This window comes from Streptomyces sp. NPDC025793 (assembly GCF_055558375.1).
On the sequence record NZ_JBVHMR010000081.1, the window covers coordinates 1 to 18,366 of the forward strand.

Below are 18,366 nucleotides of genomic sequence, written 5' to 3' on the forward strand. Positions count from 1 at the left end.
GACCACCCGGGCGATCCGCGATGAACCCGAACGAGCACTCCCCATCCTGGGCATCACCAACTACCCGGACACCTACGGAACTTGATCAAGCCCTGCGTGCTGGGGCCTGGTGCTGTAGGCAGTTCCATGAATGAGAAGAGGCAGATGGGTGACGTCGGGTGCGGTATTGGGTCGGGGGCCAGGGATGGGTCTGGAGAAACCGGCGGTTCACCCGCCGGGACGAGCTGGCGGTGTCCCGATGGCTGCCGCAGAACACGATGGCGACAGAGCGTCCCGACTGTGCAAACCGGAGAGCCACGATGACCCAGTCGATCCCCACAGCCGGTCGTCCGGCCGTGACTGGCAAAGTCCCCGACGATCTGCTGCGGGTGAACGACCTGGATCCCCAGACGCTGGCGGAGCTGCTGGACCTGGCGCACGGCATGAAGCAGGAGCCGCTGGGGTGGCAGCGCGATCTGCGCGGGGGTGCCATCGGATGCGTCTTCGAGAAGCCGTCCACACGAACCCGCGTGTCCCTGGCCACAGCCGCTCACCGCCTCGGCATGGCGGCCATCGTGCTGAACCACGAGGAAACACAGCTCAGCCACGGCGAGACCGCTACCGACACGGCCCGTGTCCTGTCGTCCTACCTCGACGCACTCACCGTGCGCACCCTCGACCACACCACGGTCGAGCAGATGGCCGCCGCTTCGACGGTGCCGGTCATCAACGCCTTGACCAACACCCACCATCCCTGCCAGTCCCTGGCCGACCTCCTCGCGCTGCGCGAACACTTCGGCACCCTGGCCGGGATGGCCGCCGCCTTCATCGGGGACGGTACAAGCAATACGTGCAATTCCTTCCTCGCAGCGTGCGCGGCGTGCGGCATGCACCTCACCATTGCCACCCCGCCCGGCTACGAGACGGACGAGGACCACCTCAACGAGGCCCGTGAACTGATGGCGCACACAGGTGGCTCCGTATCGCTCACCAGCGACCCGGTCGAGGCTGTCGGCTCCGCGCAGGCCGTCTACGCCGAGGTGTGGGTGCCCATGGACAAACGCCACGAACACGAAACACGAACCGAGGAGCTGGCCGCCTACCGGGTCGACGATGCCCTGCTCGCCCATGCTCCTCGTGAGGCGGTGGCGATGCACTGCCTGCCTGCCGTGCGCGGACAGGAGATCTCCTCAGAGGTGCTCGACGGACCCCGATCCCTGGCCTGGCGACAGGCGGAGAACCGGCTCCCCACGGCCCAGGCCGTGCTCCACACCCTCATCACCACAGCCCGCCGGCACACCACCTGACCGCGGAACTGGCCACGGACACGCCCACCGCCCTGACGTCATCCAGATACTGCCCGGCTTCGTCCGCGCAGACCGGCTCCAATCCTCGGCCGGCGTCATGAACCGGCTGTGGGTCGCGGAGCGGCTCATCCGTATCCAGTTCCCACTGCCTGTACACGATGGGGCACGCGCGTACTTCCTCAACCTCGACCAGACCATGTGAGAGGGCGTGCCTGGGGGCGCGAGGGTACGGGACTACCTGGAGGACAACCGACTGGCGCTTCTCGACGCGGCCAGACCGGCCATGGAGTACCCCGAGGTCAGGCCGAGCCCAGCCCGTCGTGCCGCCGTAGAGCCGTGCATCCCCGACGCGAGATCGTCGGCCCGACACACAAGGCGAAGGCGTGTCCGGAAGTGCGTTCGGGTAGCGCCGAATCCCCAGGACCTCATCGACCGCGTCCTGAGGAGACCACGTGGTCACGGTTGTGCCGAGCAGCCGCCACGCACGGCATCCAGCCCGACCAGGTGCTCGAGCACTTCGACGTCACCGGCTCCCGCACCCGGCACGAGAGCGCCACGTTGCGGGCCGTTGCGCAACTCCCGCCCGACGGGACCCGACAACCGATGCTGACGAGAGTGAGCGGGGCCGGCCCGGCGGTGCCGTTCGCCCCGCGCCCATTTCCGCGCCGGGCGAACGGCGCGTCCAGCCGGATCACGGCCCCTCTTCAAAGATCTCCACCGGACTTCTCCGTGACCCGCGTCAAAGGTTGCTCACCAAATCGCCAGCCGTCAGCCCGCCAAGCCCTGCGTCCCGTGTCCGAGAATCAGCGTGCCGGAAGCCGGATCTCGCGTGGACGACCTTGTGCGGGCGCAGTCGGCGGCCGTGCTCGGCGATGCTTGGCGCAATAGGCCATGGCCCGATCGCTCCGGTTTCGCAGGTGCACAAGTGGTCCAGGATCAGACCGACTTGCACTCATGGCTGTGCCTCTCGTGATTGCTTCGCCTGAGCGCCCGATCGGGGGCCGAGCCCATGAGCGCGCCGGTAACAACGAAGACCAGGAGCGTTGCTGTGTCCAAGAGCCGTGATCTCGGGTCGGTGGCGGTGCTGGGCGGCGGCGTCGCAGGGCTGACCGCGGCGCATGAACTCGCCGAACGCGGATACCGCGTCACGGTTTACGAACGCAACGACACACTTGGTGGCAAGGCCCGCAGCATGGACGTCCCGAGCACCGGCAGCGACGGGCGTCTGCCGCTGCCCGGCGAGCACGGCTTCCGCTTCTTCCCGGGGTTCTATCGCAATCTGCCGGACACGCTGCGCCGAATCCCGTATCCGAGCAAGTCGGGCAGCGTTCACGGAAATCTGGTGAACGCCCCCGAGTGCCTCGTGGCCCGCGCAGGCGGCCGTCCGAACTTGCGGTTTCCGGTCCGTACGCTGCTGTCGATACCCACTCCTGCCTCGCTGCTGCCCGGCGCTCTGGTGGAAAGCCTGACCGGGCTTCTTGACACCTCGCTGCACCTGCCACCCACCGAGGTTGCTCACTTTCTCGGCCGTCTCCTCGTCCACGTCACCAGTTGCGAGCGCCGGCGGATCGAACAGTGGGAGAGGGTGCCGTGGTGGAAATTCATCAACGCCGACGTCATGTCACGGGAGTATCAGCAGCTGCTCGGTGTCGGGATGACCCGGGACCTCGTCGCCATCCAGGCCCAGGTCGCGAGCACGCGCACCGTCGGCCGCCTCACCCAGGCGTTCCTCTACAACCTGCTCGGCCGCGGCAACGACGGTGAGATTGACCGGGTGCTCAACGCGCCGACCAGCGAGGCCTGGATCACGCCCTGGGAGGACTATCTGCGCAGCCTCGGCGTCGAGTTCGAGTTCGGCACCTCGGTCGAGGAGCTTGTCTACGCCGACGGGCGGATCACAGGCGTCAGAGTGAGGTCCACCAGCACCCCAGCGGTCCGTACCGTGGCCGCCGATCACTACATCAGCGCTATGCCCGTCCAGGACGCCCGCGTCAGCTGGGGCGCCGATCTCCGCGCTGCCGACCCCCAGCTCGAACGCTGCGACCGGCTCCAAACGGCCTGGATGGTCGGCGTGCAGCTCTACCTGCGTACCCGCACGTCCCTCGTGCGCGGGCACGTGATCCACGTGGACTCGCCGTGGGCACTCACCTCGGTCAGCCAGGCGCAGTTCTGGAAGGGGCGTGACTTCCGCTCGACTTACGGGGACGGAGAGGTGGCCGACTGCCTCTCCGTGGACATCTCCGCATGGGACAAGCCGGGGATCCTGTACGGAAAACCCGGGATCAAATGCACCCCGGACGAGGTGCGCCGTGAGGTGTGGGCGCAGCTCAAGGCCGGGTTGAACGGCTCCGGGCGGCAGGTGCTCGCCGACGCGGACCTGCACTCGTGGTTCATGGACCCAGCGGTGACTGGCCTCGGCGGACCTTCGCCGGCCAATCGTGAGCAGCTGCTCATTCACCCCGTGGGCACCTGGTACGACCGGCCGTCGAGCCGCACGGCGGTGCCGAACCTGTTCCTGGCCGGCCTGCCCAATCTCTTCGACCATGGCCTGATTCGCGGGTGAGCGATTTCCCCCCACGGCGTCCCGGACATGATGCTCAACAACCGTCTGCGCGGCCGCCTGTGCGGCGGACCACCGCGCTGTGCCACGCGGCAAGCAGCTGCTCGCGCTCGCCGCTGCCCAGTTCACCGGCGGGGCAGGCCTGAAGCGCGGACAGTGCGTGGTCGTAGAGCGTGGTGAGCAGGCTGCTCTGTCCGGCGGGGTACGTGAGGGGCAGGGCGGCGACCTGCGGGCCGTTCGCCCCGGCATCGGCCGCGAGCCCGTGCACCGCGGCCGCCAGGAGCACCGCCGTATCCCGGGCAGCCGACTGCGCCTCCCTGTCGTCCTGCAGCAGGTGCCAGCCGACCAGCTCTCCGGCGGCCGACAGGCAGTACTCCCACGTCGTACGCGGCAGGTGCGGGCTCGTCATGGCGCGACCGTACCCCACACGGCCCAGACACAGGCACCCCGAACGCGGGCCGACGAGGCCCGGGACGGGCAGCAGTCTCCAGGCCTGGACGGGTGTACCCGATCGGCCGGTGGCCCCGACAGCAGGGCTGCCGTGAGGGCCGTTTAGGATCCGGCCATGGCAGAGGTCCCCGATGAGCTGATCAAGCTGGAACGATCCGCCGAGGGTGAGCGTGCGAAACTCGTCGGCCTCGTCGGTGACGAGTACGACGCGCAGTGGCGTCGCTGGCGCGCGGCGTCGGTGAAGGCGCACGCGGCCGTCACCGCGCACGCGGAGGCTGAGGGGATCGCGCGGTACGAAGTGGAGATGGCCGTGAAGAAGGCCGTCCGGCACCAGGAGGACCCGGCCCAGTAGCCGGACGCAACCCTTCCGCTGTGACGAATTCGGGGGAATGATCGCTTAACCCCCCGATACAGCGTCACACAATGCAGAGGGGGCGGTGTGAGTACCGAACGACGTTTCCACTCCGGCATGCGGCGCCTATTTCAGCGGCCACTCTCGCCTTGTCTTCCGCGGTCCACTCTCTGCCGCGGTTCGGCAAGCACACCCGGTATCACGGGACGTTTTGTTTCTGCCACTGGACCTCCCCTCCGCGTTCCTCTACCCCCTCTGCGCGTCCGGGAGCGAGGCCCCACAGGATTCCGAGACCTGACCGTCGTCCCAGATGACAGTGAGGCATCGGACAGCCGCGCCGGTAGGGCGCGTATCAGCCAGACGGCATCGGCAACGGACCGACGGGGTGGGCAAGATGGTGGCGCGGCTGCTATTCACCGGCATGAGCAGCCGTAATGCTTGCCCGCTCGATTCAGGAGGACCTTTTGCCCAGGCGTGCCTCGCGTCTCTTGCAGACCGACGACTACCTGTTCTCCTTCATCGACCGGGCCCAGGGACGGGCGGCGCGGGACGGTACGGCGCCGGTGCCGCTGGGGGTGGGTGACTGTGATCTGCCGACTCCGCCGCACATCGTCGAGGCCATGCGCGAGGCCGTCGGGGATCCTTCGACGCACCGGTATCCGCCGTACGCCGGCACGCAGGCGATGCGCGAGGCGGCCGCCGGACATCTCGGGCGCCGCTTCGGGCTCCGTGTCGATCCGGAGAGCGAGGTCCTGGCCACGCTGGGCAGCAAGGAGGCGATGGCGCACCTGACGATGGCTTACGCGGAGCCGGGCGCCGTGGTGCTGGTGCCGGATCCGGCGTACCCCGTGTACGGGACGTGGGCGCGGTGGTGCGGAGGTGGTGCGCGTACCGCTGCGCGAGGAGTACGGATTCCTGCCGGACCTGGCCGCCATCCCGGCCGCCGCCGCGCGGCGGGCCAAGCTGTTCTGGGTCTGCTACCCCAACAACCCCACTGCCGCGCTGGCCACTTCGGATTTCTACGCTGAGCTGGCGCGGTTCGCTGGGCGGTATGACATCGTGGTGGCCTCCGACGCCGCGTACAGCGAGATCTACTACGACTGCGCGCCCCCGCCGTCGTTCCTGCAGGCACCGGGCGCAATGGAGTGCGGCATCGAGTTCCACTCCTTGTCCAAGGCGTACAACATGCCGGGCTGGCGCGTGGGATTCGCCGCCGGAAGCGCCGACGTCGTGGACGCCTTGCGGACCGTGAAAACCCACACCGACTCCGGGACGTTCACCGCGATCCAGCACGCCGCCGTCGCCGCGCTCAACGACACCACCGGCTACCCGGAAAGCCTGCGCGCGGTGTACCGCGAGCGGATGCACCTGCTCTGTGACGGGCTGGAGCGGGCCGGGCTCCAGGTGCTGCGGCCCCGGGCCACCTTCTACTGCCTGGTCCGCTGCCCCGCTGGCACGGACAGCGAAGGCTTCGCCAAGAAGCTGCTGGAGGAAGCCCGCGTGCTCACCATTCCCGGGAGCGGCTTCGGCCCCGGCGGCGAGGGATACGTCCGCCTCACGGCCTGTGCCGGAACCGACCTGATCCGCGAGGCCGTACGACGGATCACCGCCGTTTCCTGGTGACGCTGGCATCCGCTCGGCAGAACGAGGACCCCACATGGCACAGCGCACATCCCGACCGACGCCTGGTCGAATGGTCCGGGTGCGCAGAGGACACTCCTGTCAGGGTGTTCACGCAGGGCGTGCGTCGACACCGCGGTGGGTAAGTACGAGAGCCGGTGACGGTGGGATCGCGGCCACTGCGGTTCACCTGCCGGGAGGTGTCCGCGGGCCCGTCGGCAGCCGATCACACTGGCGGCAAGGAGACCCGACCGCGCGAACGAAAGCGGAGAACCGCGATGACCCAGCCGATTCCCGCCTCCGACCGCCGGGCTGCGACTGGCAAGGTCCCCGACGATCTGCTGCGGGTGAGCGATCTGGCTCCGCAGACCTTGGCGGAGCTGCTGGATCTGGCGGCGGGCATGAAGCAGGAGCCGCTGGGGTGGGAGCGCGATCTGCGAGGGGGCGCCATCGGGTGCATCTTCGAGAAGCCGTCCACGCGGACCCGCGTGTCCCTGGCCGCGGCCGCTCAGCGTCTCGGCATGCCGGCCATCGTGCTGAACCGCCAGGAATTGCAGCTCGGTCACGGCGAGACCGTTGCCGACACCGCCCGTGTCCTGTCGTCCTATCTCGACGCAATCACGGTGCGCACCTTCGACCACGCCGTGGTGGAGCAGCTGGCCGACGCCGCGACGGTGCCGGTCGTCAATGCCTTGTCCAACACCCACCATCCCTGCCAGTCGCTGGCCGACCTCCTCGCGCTGCGCGAGCACTTCGGTACCCTGGACGGGATGACCGCGGCCTTCGTCGGGGACGGCACGAGCAATACGTGCAACTCGTTCCTCGCGGCGTGCGCGGCCTCCGGCATGCACCTCACCATCGCCACCCCGCCCGGCTACGAAACGGACGAAGACATCCTCGATGAGGCCCGTGAACTGACGGCGCAGACCGGCGGTTCCGTGTCGCTCACCACCGAGCCCATCGAGGCCGTCGGCGCCGCGCAGGCCGTCTACGCCGAAGTATGGACCCCCATGAACAAAGGCCACGAACGCGAGGAACGGACCGAACGCCTGGCCGCCTACCGGGTCGACGACGCCCTGCTCGCCCACGCTCCCCGCGAGGCGGTGGCCATGCACTGCCTGCCCGCCACCCGCAGGCAGGAGATCACCTCGGAAGTGCTCGACGGCCCCCGATCCCTCGCGTGGCGCCAGGCGGAAAACCGGCTCCCCACCGCCCAAGCAGTCCTTCACACCCTCATCACCACAGCCCGCCGACGCACAACCTGACTGCCGAGATGGCCGCGGTCGCCTCACTCGGACCCAGCGCCGGCGCCGACCCGGTCCGACAGACCAGCGATCGGCGACCAGCGGTCACTGCCCTTCGCCGGCAAGGAGTACTCGTCGGTCCCGCTCTGGGCCGTCAGGCCGCCCCTTGGAGTCCGAGCAACGCTGGCGCACCTTGTCGATGCCGTGTCAGGGGCTGGTCCGGGTCGTGGTGCGGCGGGAGTGGAAGAGACCCCAGCGCAGCAGTCCGCGGCGGGTGATGTCGGTCCACAGGGGCAGGTTGGCCAGCAGAGCGTCGAGGTAGGCGGGGCTGATGGCGCTGCGCAGCTCGGGCGTGCGGCGGCGCACCTCGTGCTCAAGACGTGCGTAGTGGGTGGCGATGTCTGCGGTGCGGTCCTCGAAGTCGGTCTTCAGACCGACTCTGGACAGGCTTTCCAGATAGGACGACGGCGTTGCCAGGCTCTGCACACCGAGACGGGACAGCGCCGGCCGCACAGCCTCGGCCGGAGTGTCCTCGGCCGCCATGATGTCCGAGAAGACCAGAGCTCCGCCCGGTTTCAGCACGCGGACCGCCTCGGCCAGTGCGCCGTCCCGGTCGGCCACATGGCACAGGACCTCCAGGGACCAGACCACGTCGAAGTGCTCGGCCTCGTAAGGGAGGTGGTTGAGGGATCCGGTGACGATTTCGATCAGGCCGTTAAGACCGCGTCGGGTGTTGGCCGCGCGGTGGCGCCGGTTGTGTTCCTCGCTGAGGTCCAGGGCCACCACCCGGCAGCCGAAGCGCTCGGCGAGCGCACGGGCCGAACCGCCGTACCCCGAACCGAGGTCGAGCACGGTGGCATCCGGGCCGAGCAGGTCCGCGACCCGGTCTGCGGCGTGCTGCACGGTGCGGTGCGAGGCGCTGGCGATCGCCTCTTGCGGGTGGGCGTACACGCCGATGTGGATGTCCTCACCACCCCAGACAGCGTCGTAGAAGGCGTCGACATCGCCGGTCTCGTAGTAGCCGCGGGTCGATTCCTCATGGTCCGCTGCTCTGCTGCCATCCCTGGTGTGATCGCTCATGGCGGCTGCATTCCCTCGATCGACAAGGGCGATTCGCCCCACCTGTGATCACCGGTGACTATCCGCCATCGACGCATCGGCGGTACGCATGGGTGGCCGGGTCACCGCTGAGGTGTGCGTGGTGTCGCCACGGTCGGGGGCCCTGGCCCGACCGGATGGAAGGCTGCCCGCCGTCTTGCCACACCGGCCGGACCAGTTGTCGCCGGCGGTTCCGGGCTGCTGGGGTCGGGCAGGGTCCCGTGGGGTGTTCACGCTGTCCGGAGGAGTGCTGGTACGGCGGACAGGCAGGCTGGGGGACGTCGGCGATTACCTGTTCTCGTTCAACGACAGGGCACGGCGGCTGGCCGAGCGGAACGGTCTGGCGCCGATTCCACTGGGGGTCGAGGACTGTGATCTGCCGGCTCCGCCGCACATCGTGGCTGCGCTGCGCGAGGCGGTGGACGATCCTGCGTTGCATCGCTGTCCGCACTATTCCCAGGGGAAGCGACACGGCAGGACACAACAACCCAACTACAGGAGAACTACCGCTCCGTCACAGTTCAAGCGCGGGTGAGGTCGGACAGGAGCGCGGGCAGGAGGCGTTCCTCCATGACCGCACTGCCTGACTCCTCCATCGCGAGGCTCAGTCCGGGGTCCCAGGGGCTGGTCGCGGGCGGTCCCGCGAGCGGGGTGGACTCGCCCTCGACGAGTGCCGCTGTGTAGTCGGCGGCGGTCATCCGCCAGGGCTGGGCACCGTGGCGGGCCACGGCGTCCGCGGTGATGCGCAGTCCGGCCCGGTCGAAGTCGGCACGCCAGTGCAGCCGGGTTCCCGCTCGTACGGCGTCGCCGAGCAGTTTGTGGCAGGCCGCGGACGGGACGCCCTCGGTGCATACGAGGGCGGCACCCGTGTCCTGGAGTTCGCCAGCGGCGGCGCGCAGTACGGCCGGGTTCTCGCAGACGTAGATGGTGCGGGCGGCGGGGACGACGGCGTCGGTGGCGAGTTGGTGGAGAGTGAGCCGGAAGGGGATGCCGAAGTCGGCGGCATCGCGCAGCCAGTCGCAGACCACGGTGTCGCCCTCGGCCCCGATGTTGAGGACGAGTACCTGGCTGGCGAGGTCGTCGGCGATGGCCCCGGCGCTCTCCCACAGGGCTCGCCGCCCGGCCCGCTCACGCGGGACGCCTCGGTCGTCGCCGGCGCGCTGGGCGAGGGCGCGCAGGACGAGCTGTTCGAGCGGGGCGCCCGGCACGAGGGCCTTGGTGTCGCCGGTGGCCCACTCCGCGAGCACCGGAAGCGGCAGGACACCGGGAACCCGGTACGGGGAGCCCGCACGGTGGTCCCCTTCACCGGTCAGTCTTTCCAGGACGCGTACCGCCGCGTCCAGGAGCGGCGCGTCCCCCCGGCGTACGAGACGGGTGAGAGTGCCGTCGGCGGCGATGCGGTCAAGCCAGGCGGCGAACCATCCCTGCCCGGCGAGCCGACTGGAGTGGGCCGACGTCAGGGCCTGCTCCCGGCGGGCCTGTTCGTCGGCCCGTTCGGCCGGCCGGTCGCGCAGCGGACCGTGGAGCTGGCCGAGGGTCTGGAGGAGACCGGTGCCATAACGGTCGTACAGATACCCGTCCAGGTCACGCAGGGGTACGGCGAGGCGCTTGATGGTCTCGGGCCGGTAGCGGCCGGTGATGCCGATGACGGTGCGGCGCTCGGCCTCGCTGGGCCCCGTGAGCCCGATGTCGCCGTCGAGCGCGCCGCCGGTGCGCTCCAGTCTGCGGCGGGCGGCGGCGAGCAGGCGGGTCCATCCCTCGCCCCGCAACTCGTTGTACCCATGGCTTTCACGCTGCTCAGCCGACAACCGCGGCCTCCTCGGGCATCGGGGCGCGCCGGGTGCCGGGCGAGCCGAGGGCGGCGGTGAGGTCGCCGGTGTCGTCGGCAAGGAGCCGGTCGCCGTCCCAGACGAGCAGGAGCGCGGAGACGGTGTGGTCGACGGCGGTGTGCGCGAGGTCATAGTGGGCGGCGGCGGATACGGAGGCGTGGGCGGCCCACAGGTCGTAGCCGGTCATGAACAGGTCGAGGTCGAACTGGGCGGCGAGTGACATGAGTTCGCCGCGCCCGGTGTCGTCCACTCCGGCGAAGGCCTCGTCGAGGGCGAGCAGGCGCGGGGCGTGCGGGTCTGCGGAGTTGAGCATGGCGTGCGCGGCGGCGAACAGCGGCAGGTGCAGCGACACCGACTGCTCACCGCCCGACAGTCGGCTGTGCCGGGCGCGGGTGAGCCTCTCCTCCGTCTTGTCGGGGCGTACCAGCTGGAACGCGAACTGCCGCCAGCGCCGGTAGTCGAGGACCTCGGCGAGCAGTTCACGGTAGGGCTGGTCGCGGTGGCGGGCACGGGCGGTCTTGATCTGCGCGGCGAAGTGGGTGCGCACCCGAGCGAGACCGTCGGGGCCGAGGCGAGCGGCGTCGGCGTCGAGGAGGGCGCAGACGGCGCGCTGCTCGTCGTCGAGGTGATCGGCGAGCAGCCAGCTCACCCCGACCGTAGTCCCCGAGGACATGGTGCGCCGGCGCATGTCGGTGTTCATCCTCCTGATCAGGTCGCGGGCGTCGACCGTGCGGTCGTGGATCTGCTGGGCGAGCCGGGTGAGCAGGGCGTCCTCGAGGATGCGCTGCTCGGACTCGGAGAGCAGTTCGGCCTGGTCACGGCGGTGGGAGGCAATCTTCTCGGCGAAGGCCGCCACGGGCAGTGGGCCCTCCTCGTCGGCCACGCGGACGAGGATGACGCCGTCGGAGCCGTCCCATTCGGGCCGGTAGTCCTGTCCGGCGGCGGCGAGCTGTGCCTGCAGGTCGTCCAGGGCCTTGGTGAGACGGGTGACGGACTGCTTGAGGCTGGTCTCGGTGGGGGTGAGGTCGCGGGTAGCGGACAGGATCGCCTCGTGTACGGCGACCACGGCCGGCGGGAGTGTCCCTCCGGTCCAGTCCGCCTCCTGGGCGGGCCAGGCGAGGCCGGGCGGGCAGCGCAGGATGTCGAGGAGTTCACGGGCGGCGTACGGGCGCAGGGAGCGGGCGGTGTCCTTCTCCTCCGCCGCGGCGACCGCCCCGGCCTCGGCGGCGGCCGTACGGCGGGCCTCGGCCGCAGCGGTGCCGGCGATGGCGGCGTGCTGGGCCGTACGAGCCGCCTCGGCCTCCCTCACCAAGGCGTCGATCCCGTCTTCGGTCTCCTGCACCTGGCGCATCACCTCCTGCGCTTCGGCCCCGACGGCCTTCTGGAGGGCTTCGAGTCCCGCGGCCTCCTCGGTGTGCCGACGGCGCGCCGCACGCTCGGTGTCCGCCGCCGCCTCCTCGTCCTCGGCGGCGGCGCCGAGCCGGTCCGCGGCGGCCGAGGCCGCCTCGCTCTGGCGGGCATGTTCGCGGCGGCGGGCGGCGAGTTCGCGGACCGTCGTCTCGAAGCCGCGGGTGGCGGTCTCGACGGCGTCGACGCGTTCGCTCTCGATGGCGTGCTCGGCCGCGGTGCGGCGCAGAGCGCGTTCGGCGACCGAGCAGGCGGCCACCGACTCGTCGTACGAGCCCTGGGCGGCGTCGGCGGCGTCGCGGGTGGCGCGCAGCCTCGCCGCGGCCCGGTCGAGCTCGCGCAGCGCCTGCGTGATGCCGGTGGTGCGGGGCAGGGCGGCGCGGGCGGCGGCGTACGCTTCCAGGGCGGCGTCCGTACGGGCCTGCAAGCGCGCCAACTCGTCGAGCTGGGCGGAGAGTTCGGCCAGCAGCGCCTCGCACGCGGCGATCCGGGCGGCGCGCCGGCGGGCGCGGGCGGTCGCGCCGACGTACTCGGCGTGCTCCTTGGTGTGGGCGCCGACCAGGACACCGGCCGCGTACCGGCCGTCGGGGCCGATGTGCGGGATGCCGGTGTCGAGGTCGCCAGTGACGGCGACGGAGCGCAGTACGGCGGTGATCCGGGCGGCGGTCGGGATCGCGATGCCGACTCCAGGGCTCTCGGGGCTCTCGGGGCTCTCGGGGCGCAGGAGATCGGCGAGGCTCGGTCCGTTCACCGGGGCTCCGGCACGCAGATAGCCCTCGCTGTGCCCGGCCGCCACGGGGGTATCCTCGGCGGTGACGAGTGCATCGAGGAGGCCCGACGCCTCCAGGGCCGCTTCCAGGTCCGCTCGTTGACGTTCTGTCAGGTCTTCTTCGAAGTCGACGAGTTGCCACAACGGGACACCGTCACCGGGTGCCCGGTCGGCCCTACGGCCGCGGGCCGGGGGCGGGGCGTCGTCGTGCTCGGCGGCGATCCGGCCGCGTTCGGCCTCCGTCTCGGCGCGGCGGCGCTCGACGTCGGTGCGCCGGGCGCGCAAGGAGGCGAGGGTGTCGCGCAGTTCCTGCACGGCGGGAGCGGTGGCCTCGGTGAAGGCGTCGGCGAGCGTGACCGCCTCGGCCTCGCCGGTGCGTTCGAGGGCTTCGGCGAGCCGGCCGGACCCCTCCTCGGTCAGGAGCTCGCCGTGCTCCCGCGTCCACTGGCCGAGTATCGTACGGGCCTGCTCGCGGGCGGATTCGAGGGCCGACTCGGCGGCGGTCTCCGCGGTCTCGGCCGCGGTGACGGCCTCCTGCGCGCGGTCGAGGGAGACCCGGGCAAGGTCACGGGTCTGCTCGGCGCCGCGTGCCGCCTGCTGGGCGGCGCGCACGGCCCGGACGCCCTCGTGGCGGGCGGCGGCGAGTGCGGCGGAGCGTTCGGCGAGATGGGCTGGCTCGGCTTCGGCCGGGGTCCAGGGGAGGCCGGCGGTGTGGGCGTGGTCGGCGACGGCGGCGGCGGCCCGGGAGACGGCGGCGTCGAGTTCCGCGGCGAGCCGGGCGGCGTGTTCGGCCTCGGCGCGGGCGCGGCCGGTGGCGGCCGTGCGGCGTTCGCGTTCGGCGCTCGCCTGCCGGGCAGTCTGCTCGCAGGTGCGCACCAGGCGTTCCAGGTCGGCCAGTTGCTCGACGGCCTGGTAGGCGGCGGAGGAGCGCAGCTGGTCGAGACGGGCGCGCTGGGCGGCGAGCGCGGCGTCGGCCGACTCGGCGCGATTCTCGGCGGCGGCCTGCTGTTCCCGGGCTGCCCCCAGGTCCGTGGTGGCGGTGCGCAGCGCGGCGGCGCGCTCGGCGGTCTCGGCGCGGCGGGCGGTGAGTCGGTCCGCGGCCGCGCGGGCGTGGACCCTCAGATAGGTGGAGTAGCTCGCGAGGAAGGCGCGGGTGGCGTCGTCGGCGGCGGCCAGCCCCTCCAGCGTGCGCTGCACGGACTCCATGTCGTCGAAGGAACGGGCCGCCTCGGCGATCAGGTCGTCGTCGAGCGGGCGCAGGCCGGCGGTGAGGGTGTCGGAGAGCTTGGCCGGGTCGAGGTTCTTGGCGAGCTGCGGGCGGCGCAGGGTGAGGATCAGGGTGAGCAGTTGCTCGTACCGCTCCGGGCCGAGGCCGAATAGGCGCTGGTCGACGGCGGCGCGGTAGTCGGCCGTGGAGGTGAGCAGCTCACGTCCGAGTTCGGCGGCGAGCTGCTTCCTCGTCATCGGCCGGTCGTCGTGGGTGAGGAGGGAGAAGTCCTCGCCGACGCGGCCGTCGGCGACGAAGTGCCAGCGGGCGGGTGTGTCGCGGTGCCGCTGGGCGTGCAGCCCGATGCCGCAGGTGACGGCCTCGCCGGTCTCCCGGTGGGTGAACTCGATCCAGACGTAGCCGAGCGCGCTGTCCTGCCCGCGGAAGAGCAGGTTGGACTTCATCGTGCGGTCCTCGGCGGCGAACGGATTGAGCCGCTTGGGGTCGATACGGCCGTCGAGGACGAACGGGAACAGAACCTCCAGCGCCTTGGTCTTCCCGGACCCGTTGGGGCCCCGCAGCACCAACCAGCCGCCCGCGAAGGAGAACTCCTCGTCCCGGTAGTCCCACAGGTTGATGATCCCGGCGCGGGTGGGGACGAACCGGGCTGAGGGGGTGGGGGCCTGGGTGGGAGCGGGGGTGCTCACGGAGTCGGGTCCTTGGCGATGTCGTCGGTGAACAGGGGTGTCTGGGAGGGCGGCCCGGCCGCCGTACGGGTTCTCACGCGGGCGGTGACCCCCCGGTAGCGGGCGAGCAGCGGAAGCGCGAGGGCCCCGCCGTCGATCCGGGTGATCAGCGACATGGCGGCCAGCAGATCGAGCGCCTGGTCCAGCAGCCGGTCCGGGTCGCCGCGCAGGTCGGCGGCGAAGCCCGCGCCGTACTCGGCGGTGATCTCCTTGAGCGTGCCCCGGAGCCAGGAGTCCGTGACGAAGGGGTACCGGGTCTCTGCCGGCTCCTGCCCCTCGTCACCCGGTGCCGCGTACGCCGCCGACGTCTCTTCCGGCTCCGCGAGTCCGGCGAGTTCGGCGACCTGACCACGCGACGGCAGAGCCGCGTCGATACGCCGGGCGCGCGCCGCGAGGCGTTCGGCGGCGGTGGGCGCGGGCAGCAGTTCGAGGGCGTGCCGTCCGGAACGCTGGACGGCGGCGCTGATCCGGGCGGCCAGCAGCAGCGCAGCCTGCGCGACGGTACCGCCGCCGGGGAAACGGATGTCGGACAGCCTGCCGGAGGTGTCGATGAGCGCCACGCCCTCGGCCCGCCGCTCCACCGTCAGCCCGGTCAGGCGTTCCAGGTCCTCGGCGAGGGCGGGGGCTCGCAGCTGACCCAGGAGTTCGGTGTCGGCGTCGGCGTAGTATGCGACCGGATTCTCCAGCACCAGACGGCGGGCCCGGCGGGCCTGGTCGCGACGCTGGGCCGCACGCCCTGCGGACATGCCCAGCGCACCCGCCGAGTCCAGGAGCGCCGTGACCGAGGTCAGGTGCTGCAGGACGCGGGTCGGGTGATGGACGGCGAGAAGGATCTCCCGGTCGATGTCGTACAGGGCCTCGGCCCGCTCGGGATCGCCGGCCCAGGCTGTGGCGGAGCCGTCGGCAAGGGTGAGCGCGCCGCGCTCGGTGAGCCAGGTGACGGCGTCGACGAAGGCGTCCCGGTCGGGCTTGCGCGCGGTGTCGAGGCCGAGTCCGTCGATACGTACGGCGTCGGCGGCGACCACTTCGGCCAACTCGCCGAGCGCCACCTGCGCGCTGTGGCGGCCCAGGGCCGCGAGGGTGAGGACGAGGTAGGCGTAGCGGCGGCGGTCGAAGGGCCGTCCCGCGCGGGTGAGGGCTGGGCGGGTGGCGTCCAGGCCGTCCTGGGCGCGCTGGAGCCGGGCGGTGTCGGCGGTGGTGACGAGCCGGTGGCCGAGCACCTCCATCAGGTCGGTGCGCAGCTGGTCGACCCAGCGGCGCACGGTCGCCAGCGCCGCCTTGTCCGGGTACCCGGGTGTGATCAGCGGATGCCGCAGGACGAGCCGTACCGCCTTCTGGTAGTCGGCGAGTTCGAGCGGGGAGACGCCCTCGGCGACGCGGCTCACGCGGTCCTGCCCCGGTGACGGCTTGTACAGTTCATGCGGTGACCTCCAGGCGCAGCCCGTCGAGATGGAGACGCCCGCGCACGGTGTCTACGGTGGTGGAGCCCTCGGCGGGGGTGAGGGTGAGCCGTACCCCGTGGGCGCAGCCGGAAGCGGCGGTGACGCGGCGGCTGGCGGGGACACGAGCGGCGAGGGCCACGTCCAGTAGGGCCAGCAGAGCCCGTGTCTCGGGCTCGTCGAGCGTCCGGCCGTACACACCGTCCGAAGCGAAGGAGTTCACGGCAACCCGGCGCTCGGCCTGCTCCTTGAGCTGTTCGGCGCGGAGCAGGGCCCGCCGGTCGTCGTCGCGTTCGATGCGGCCGGGGCCGTGCAGGGCGGGGGTACGGCCGGACTGGACCAGGGTGCGGGCGAGTTCGACCGGTTCTGCCTCCCACCAGGACGTACGCCCCGGGATCAGCTCGGGATCGGCGTACGGGACGGCGATGTGGCGGGGTGCACCGAGCCCGAAGACCGCCTGGAACAGGGCATGCGCGTCCTCGTCGCTCTCGCAGGAGGTGAACCACTGGGCGAGATGGCGCAGCTGGCTCTCCCGACTCACCCCGCCGCGGCGCGCCTCGGTGACCCGGCGCAGCAGACCGAGGACGGAGCGGATCGCGGTGACGGTGGCGTCCTGCAGCCGCTCGGTCTCGCTGTGCTCGCGCTCCGCGAACCAGTGGACGATGCCGTCCCACCGGTGCCGCCAGTCTGCCAGGCGCTCGGCGGGGCTGCGGAAGAGCCGCTCGTCGGCCTCGACCGCGTACTCGATCATGCGGTCCACGCCGGTGGCCGCGGCCTTCTCGACGGCCTCGGCCAGCAGCGGAGCGTAGCGGCCGAGTTCGGCGGTGAACTCCCGCATGTGCGCGAGGAGAGTGTCCTTGTGAGCGAGGAACACCTCGGGCCGGGTGTCGTTGGTGCGCGCCAGGTCGCCCAGCATGAGATAGAAGCGGGCGGCGCGCTGCGCCATCTCGTTCAGCACCGAGTCGAGACGGCCGAGCTTGCGGTACACCTCCTCGCCGTCGCCCGCGGTGTTGGCCTCGGCCAGGGCGCGCAGGTCGCCGAGAATGTCGGGGAAGACGAGGCGGGAGAGCTGAGCGTCCTCCAGGCTGGCGCCGAGCACGTCCTCCACCGCCCGGTACGCCCGGTATCCGGCCTGGGTGAACTGGTACACGTAGTGGCGGTTGCGGTACTCGGCAAGGTTCGCGGCACGCGTCCCGTCGTATGACCGGTCCAGGACCTGCCACTCCGCGAGCGCGTCGAGCAGCGGCTGCACACCGGCAGGCCCGCCGACGGCGCCCGCAGCGGGATGGTCGACGGCGAGCCGTTCCAGCAGCCCCACCACGTCCGAAGCGTGCAGCAGCACCTGGTAGTTGGCACGCCCGCGGTCGAAGGCCCGCAGCAACCACAGGTACTCGTGGCGCTTCTCGGCGGCGGCGAAGTGGAACAGCCGCAGCCGGTCGTCGGCGGAGAACGCGTCGATGCCGAAAGCGCCCTCGTCAACGGGCTCCGAGGCGTCGAACTCGTCACTCACGGATCTGCGGGCTTCCCTTCTCCCCTGTTTCGGCCGGTGCACATCCGGCCGGAGACCACCGGATCCACACCAGTCTGCCGCACCCCGACCAGCGCGGGTAAGTCGCTCCCAGGCTCTTTCTATCTATGCTATAAGGCGCCCTCTCTCACACCTCTACCGGGCGGTGGTCGCCGTCGGGGACCCACCCGGCGCAGATCGCTGAGTACGCCCCCAGCCACACCGATGAGCATCCCGCGGCGAGGGGCACCGCGTTCGTGAACGCCAGCGCCGGAACGACGGCAGCCGGCAGTGCCACCACCACGCGTGCGCCGGACCAGTCGTGGAGCCGGCCGGTCGCCGGCACGGCGGCTGTGGCTGGCGTGGTGGTGAGGGCGAACTGACGGCTCTGTTCCAGCAGAGGCTGCCGTACTGGTCGCGCAGGGCACCCCGCTCGCCGACGGGCAAGGCGCCGCTGTCCGGGAACTGCGGCGCCGGCCCGCCGATCAGTCGAACAGTGAGATCGTCGAGAACACCGGCCCCTGCAACGCTGACGGCTCCTTCAACTTACGGGCTGCCACCGAAACCCGCCTCCACCTGCACGGATGAAGTCCAGGGCAAGGGCAGGGTCATGCGTCGGGGTGGACGGCCTGCACATCAAGGCCCGCGTACAAGCCGATGTCGAGGGTCAACAGGAACCGGGGTTCGGGCTGCTCCTTCGACGGTCGGGCCGAGTGCACCGCCTGCGCGACCTGCATGCAGTGCCCGTTGCGCATTAAGAGCTTGTCTCACGTGGTGCGGGATGGGTGCGGCATGATGTCTTGCCATGGGTGTTGGTTTGTCGCAGCGGTTGGTTCCTGACGAACTCTGGTC

At 71.1% G+C, this 18,366-nt stretch carries 11 protein-coding genes and 2 pseudogenes; 6 read left to right on the forward strand and 7 right to left on the reverse strand.

Annotated elements, in window-relative coordinates:
• Nucleotides 1-335: 335 nt before the first annotated feature.
• The 3 genes and pseudogenes from argF (ACZ4MF_RS46675) (at nt 336) to ACZ4MF_RS46685 (ending at nt 3,849) form a co-directional block, all read left to right on the forward strand.
• Nucleotides 336-1,286, forward strand: a complete 951-nt coding sequence (gene argF, locus ACZ4MF_RS46675) for an ornithine carbamoyltransferase (protein ID WP_467500242.1) — start codon at nt 336-338, stop codon at nt 1,284-1,286.
• A 94-nt stretch (nt 1,287-1,380) separates the two neighbouring features.
• Nucleotides 1,381-1,572, forward strand: a pseudogene (locus ACZ4MF_RS46680) (hypothetical protein); the annotation flags it as partial.
• Between the two features lie 723 nt (nt 1,573-2,295).
• Complete coding sequence (locus tag ACZ4MF_RS46685) at nt 2,296-3,849, forward strand: hydroxysqualene dehydroxylase (RefSeq protein WP_467500243.1); 1,554 nt, start codon at nt 2,296-2,298, stop codon at nt 3,847-3,849.
• Between the two features lie 34 nt (nt 3,850-3,883).
• Here ACZ4MF_RS46685 and ACZ4MF_RS46690 read toward each other — a convergent pair whose 3' ends face one another.
• Nucleotides 3,884-4,255, reverse strand: coding sequence for a hypothetical protein (locus ACZ4MF_RS46690; protein WP_467500245.1), 372 nt, complete (start codon nt 4,253-4,255; stop codon nt 3,884-3,886).
• 156 nt (nt 4,256-4,411) lie between these two features.
• On the opposite strand from ACZ4MF_RS46690, the gene ACZ4MF_RS46695 reads away from it, so the two are divergent.
• The 3 genes and pseudogenes from ACZ4MF_RS46695 (at nt 4,412) to argF (ACZ4MF_RS46705) (ending at nt 7,533) form a co-directional block, all read left to right on the forward strand.
• Entirely contained in the window at nt 4,412-4,648 is a 237-nt protein-coding gene (locus tag ACZ4MF_RS46695) for a hypothetical protein (protein WP_467500247.1), read from the forward strand.
• A gap of 620 nt (nt 4,649-5,268) precedes the next feature.
• Nucleotides 5,269-6,271: pseudogene (locus ACZ4MF_RS46700) on the forward strand (aminotransferase class I/II-fold pyridoxal phosphate-dependent enzyme).
• 275 nt (nt 6,272-6,546) lie between these two features.
• A complete protein-coding gene (gene argF / locus ACZ4MF_RS46705; RefSeq protein ID WP_467500248.1) occupies nt 6,547-7,533 on the forward strand; it encodes an ornithine carbamoyltransferase in 987 nt (328 codons plus the stop codon).
• A 186-nt stretch (nt 7,534-7,719) separates the two neighbouring features.
• Here the strand turns inward: argF (ACZ4MF_RS46705) and ACZ4MF_RS46710 are convergent, their stop codons facing one another.
• The 6 genes from ACZ4MF_RS46710 to ACZ4MF_RS46735 all read right to left on the reverse strand — a co-directional run bounded on the left by ACZ4MF_RS46710 (nt 7,720) and on the right by ACZ4MF_RS46735 (nt 18,251).
• A complete protein-coding gene (locus tag ACZ4MF_RS46710; RefSeq protein ID WP_467500250.1) occupies nt 7,720-8,592 on the reverse strand; it encodes an SAM-dependent methyltransferase in 873 nt (290 codons plus the stop codon).
• 539 nt (nt 8,593-9,131) lie between these two features.
• Entirely contained in the window at nt 9,132-10,418 is a 1,287-nt protein-coding gene (locus ACZ4MF_RS46715) for a TIGR02679 family protein (RefSeq protein WP_467500252.1), read from the reverse strand.
• Complete coding sequence (locus ACZ4MF_RS46720) at nt 10,408-14,529, reverse strand: TIGR02680 family protein (RefSeq protein WP_467500254.1); 4,122 nt, start codon at nt 14,527-14,529, stop codon at nt 10,408-10,410. Before ACZ4MF_RS46720 ends, ACZ4MF_RS46715 begins: the two co-directional genes overlap by 11 nt.
• A complete protein-coding gene (locus ACZ4MF_RS46725) occupies nt 14,526-15,953 on the reverse strand; it encodes a TIGR02678 family protein (RefSeq protein ID WP_467500256.1) in 1,428 nt (475 codons plus the stop codon). Before ACZ4MF_RS46725 ends, ACZ4MF_RS46720 begins: the two co-directional genes overlap by 4 nt.
• A gap of 31 nt (nt 15,954-15,984) precedes the next feature.
• Nucleotides 15,985-17,517 carry a TIGR02677 family protein gene (locus tag ACZ4MF_RS46730; RefSeq protein WP_467500258.1) on the reverse strand — a complete coding sequence of 511 codons (1,533 nt, stop codon included), beginning with the start codon at nt 17,515-17,517 and terminating at the stop codon, nt 15,985-15,987.
• A 605-nt stretch (nt 17,518-18,122) separates the two neighbouring features.
• A complete protein-coding gene (locus ACZ4MF_RS46735) occupies nt 18,123-18,251 on the reverse strand; it encodes a hypothetical protein (RefSeq protein ID WP_467500260.1) in 129 nt (42 codons plus the stop codon).
• Nucleotides 18,252-18,366: the final 115 nt, after the last annotated feature.

Coding starts and splice junctions, on each gene's coding strand:
- ACZ4MF_RS46685 (WP_467500243.1), top strand. CDS start 2,296: ATGAGCGCGCCGGTAACAACGAAGACCAGGAGCGTTGCTGTGTCCAAG.
- ACZ4MF_RS46690 (WP_467500245.1), bottom strand. CDS start 4,255: ATGACGAGCCCGCACCTGCCGCGTACGACGTGGGAGTACTGCCTGTCG.
- ACZ4MF_RS46695 (WP_467500247.1), top strand. CDS start 4,412: ATGGCAGAGGTCCCCGATGAGCTGATCAAGCTGGAACGATCCGCCGAG.
- argF (WP_467500248.1), top strand. CDS start 6,547: ATGACCCAGCCGATTCCCGCCTCCGACCGCCGGGCTGCGACTGGCAAG.
- ACZ4MF_RS46710 (WP_467500250.1), bottom strand. CDS start 8,592: ATGAGCGATCACACCAGGGATGGCAGCAGAGCAGCGGACCATGAGGAA.
- ACZ4MF_RS46735 (WP_467500260.1), bottom strand. CDS start 18,251: ATGCAGGTCGCGCAGGCGGTGCACTCGGCCCGACCGTCGAAGGAGCAG.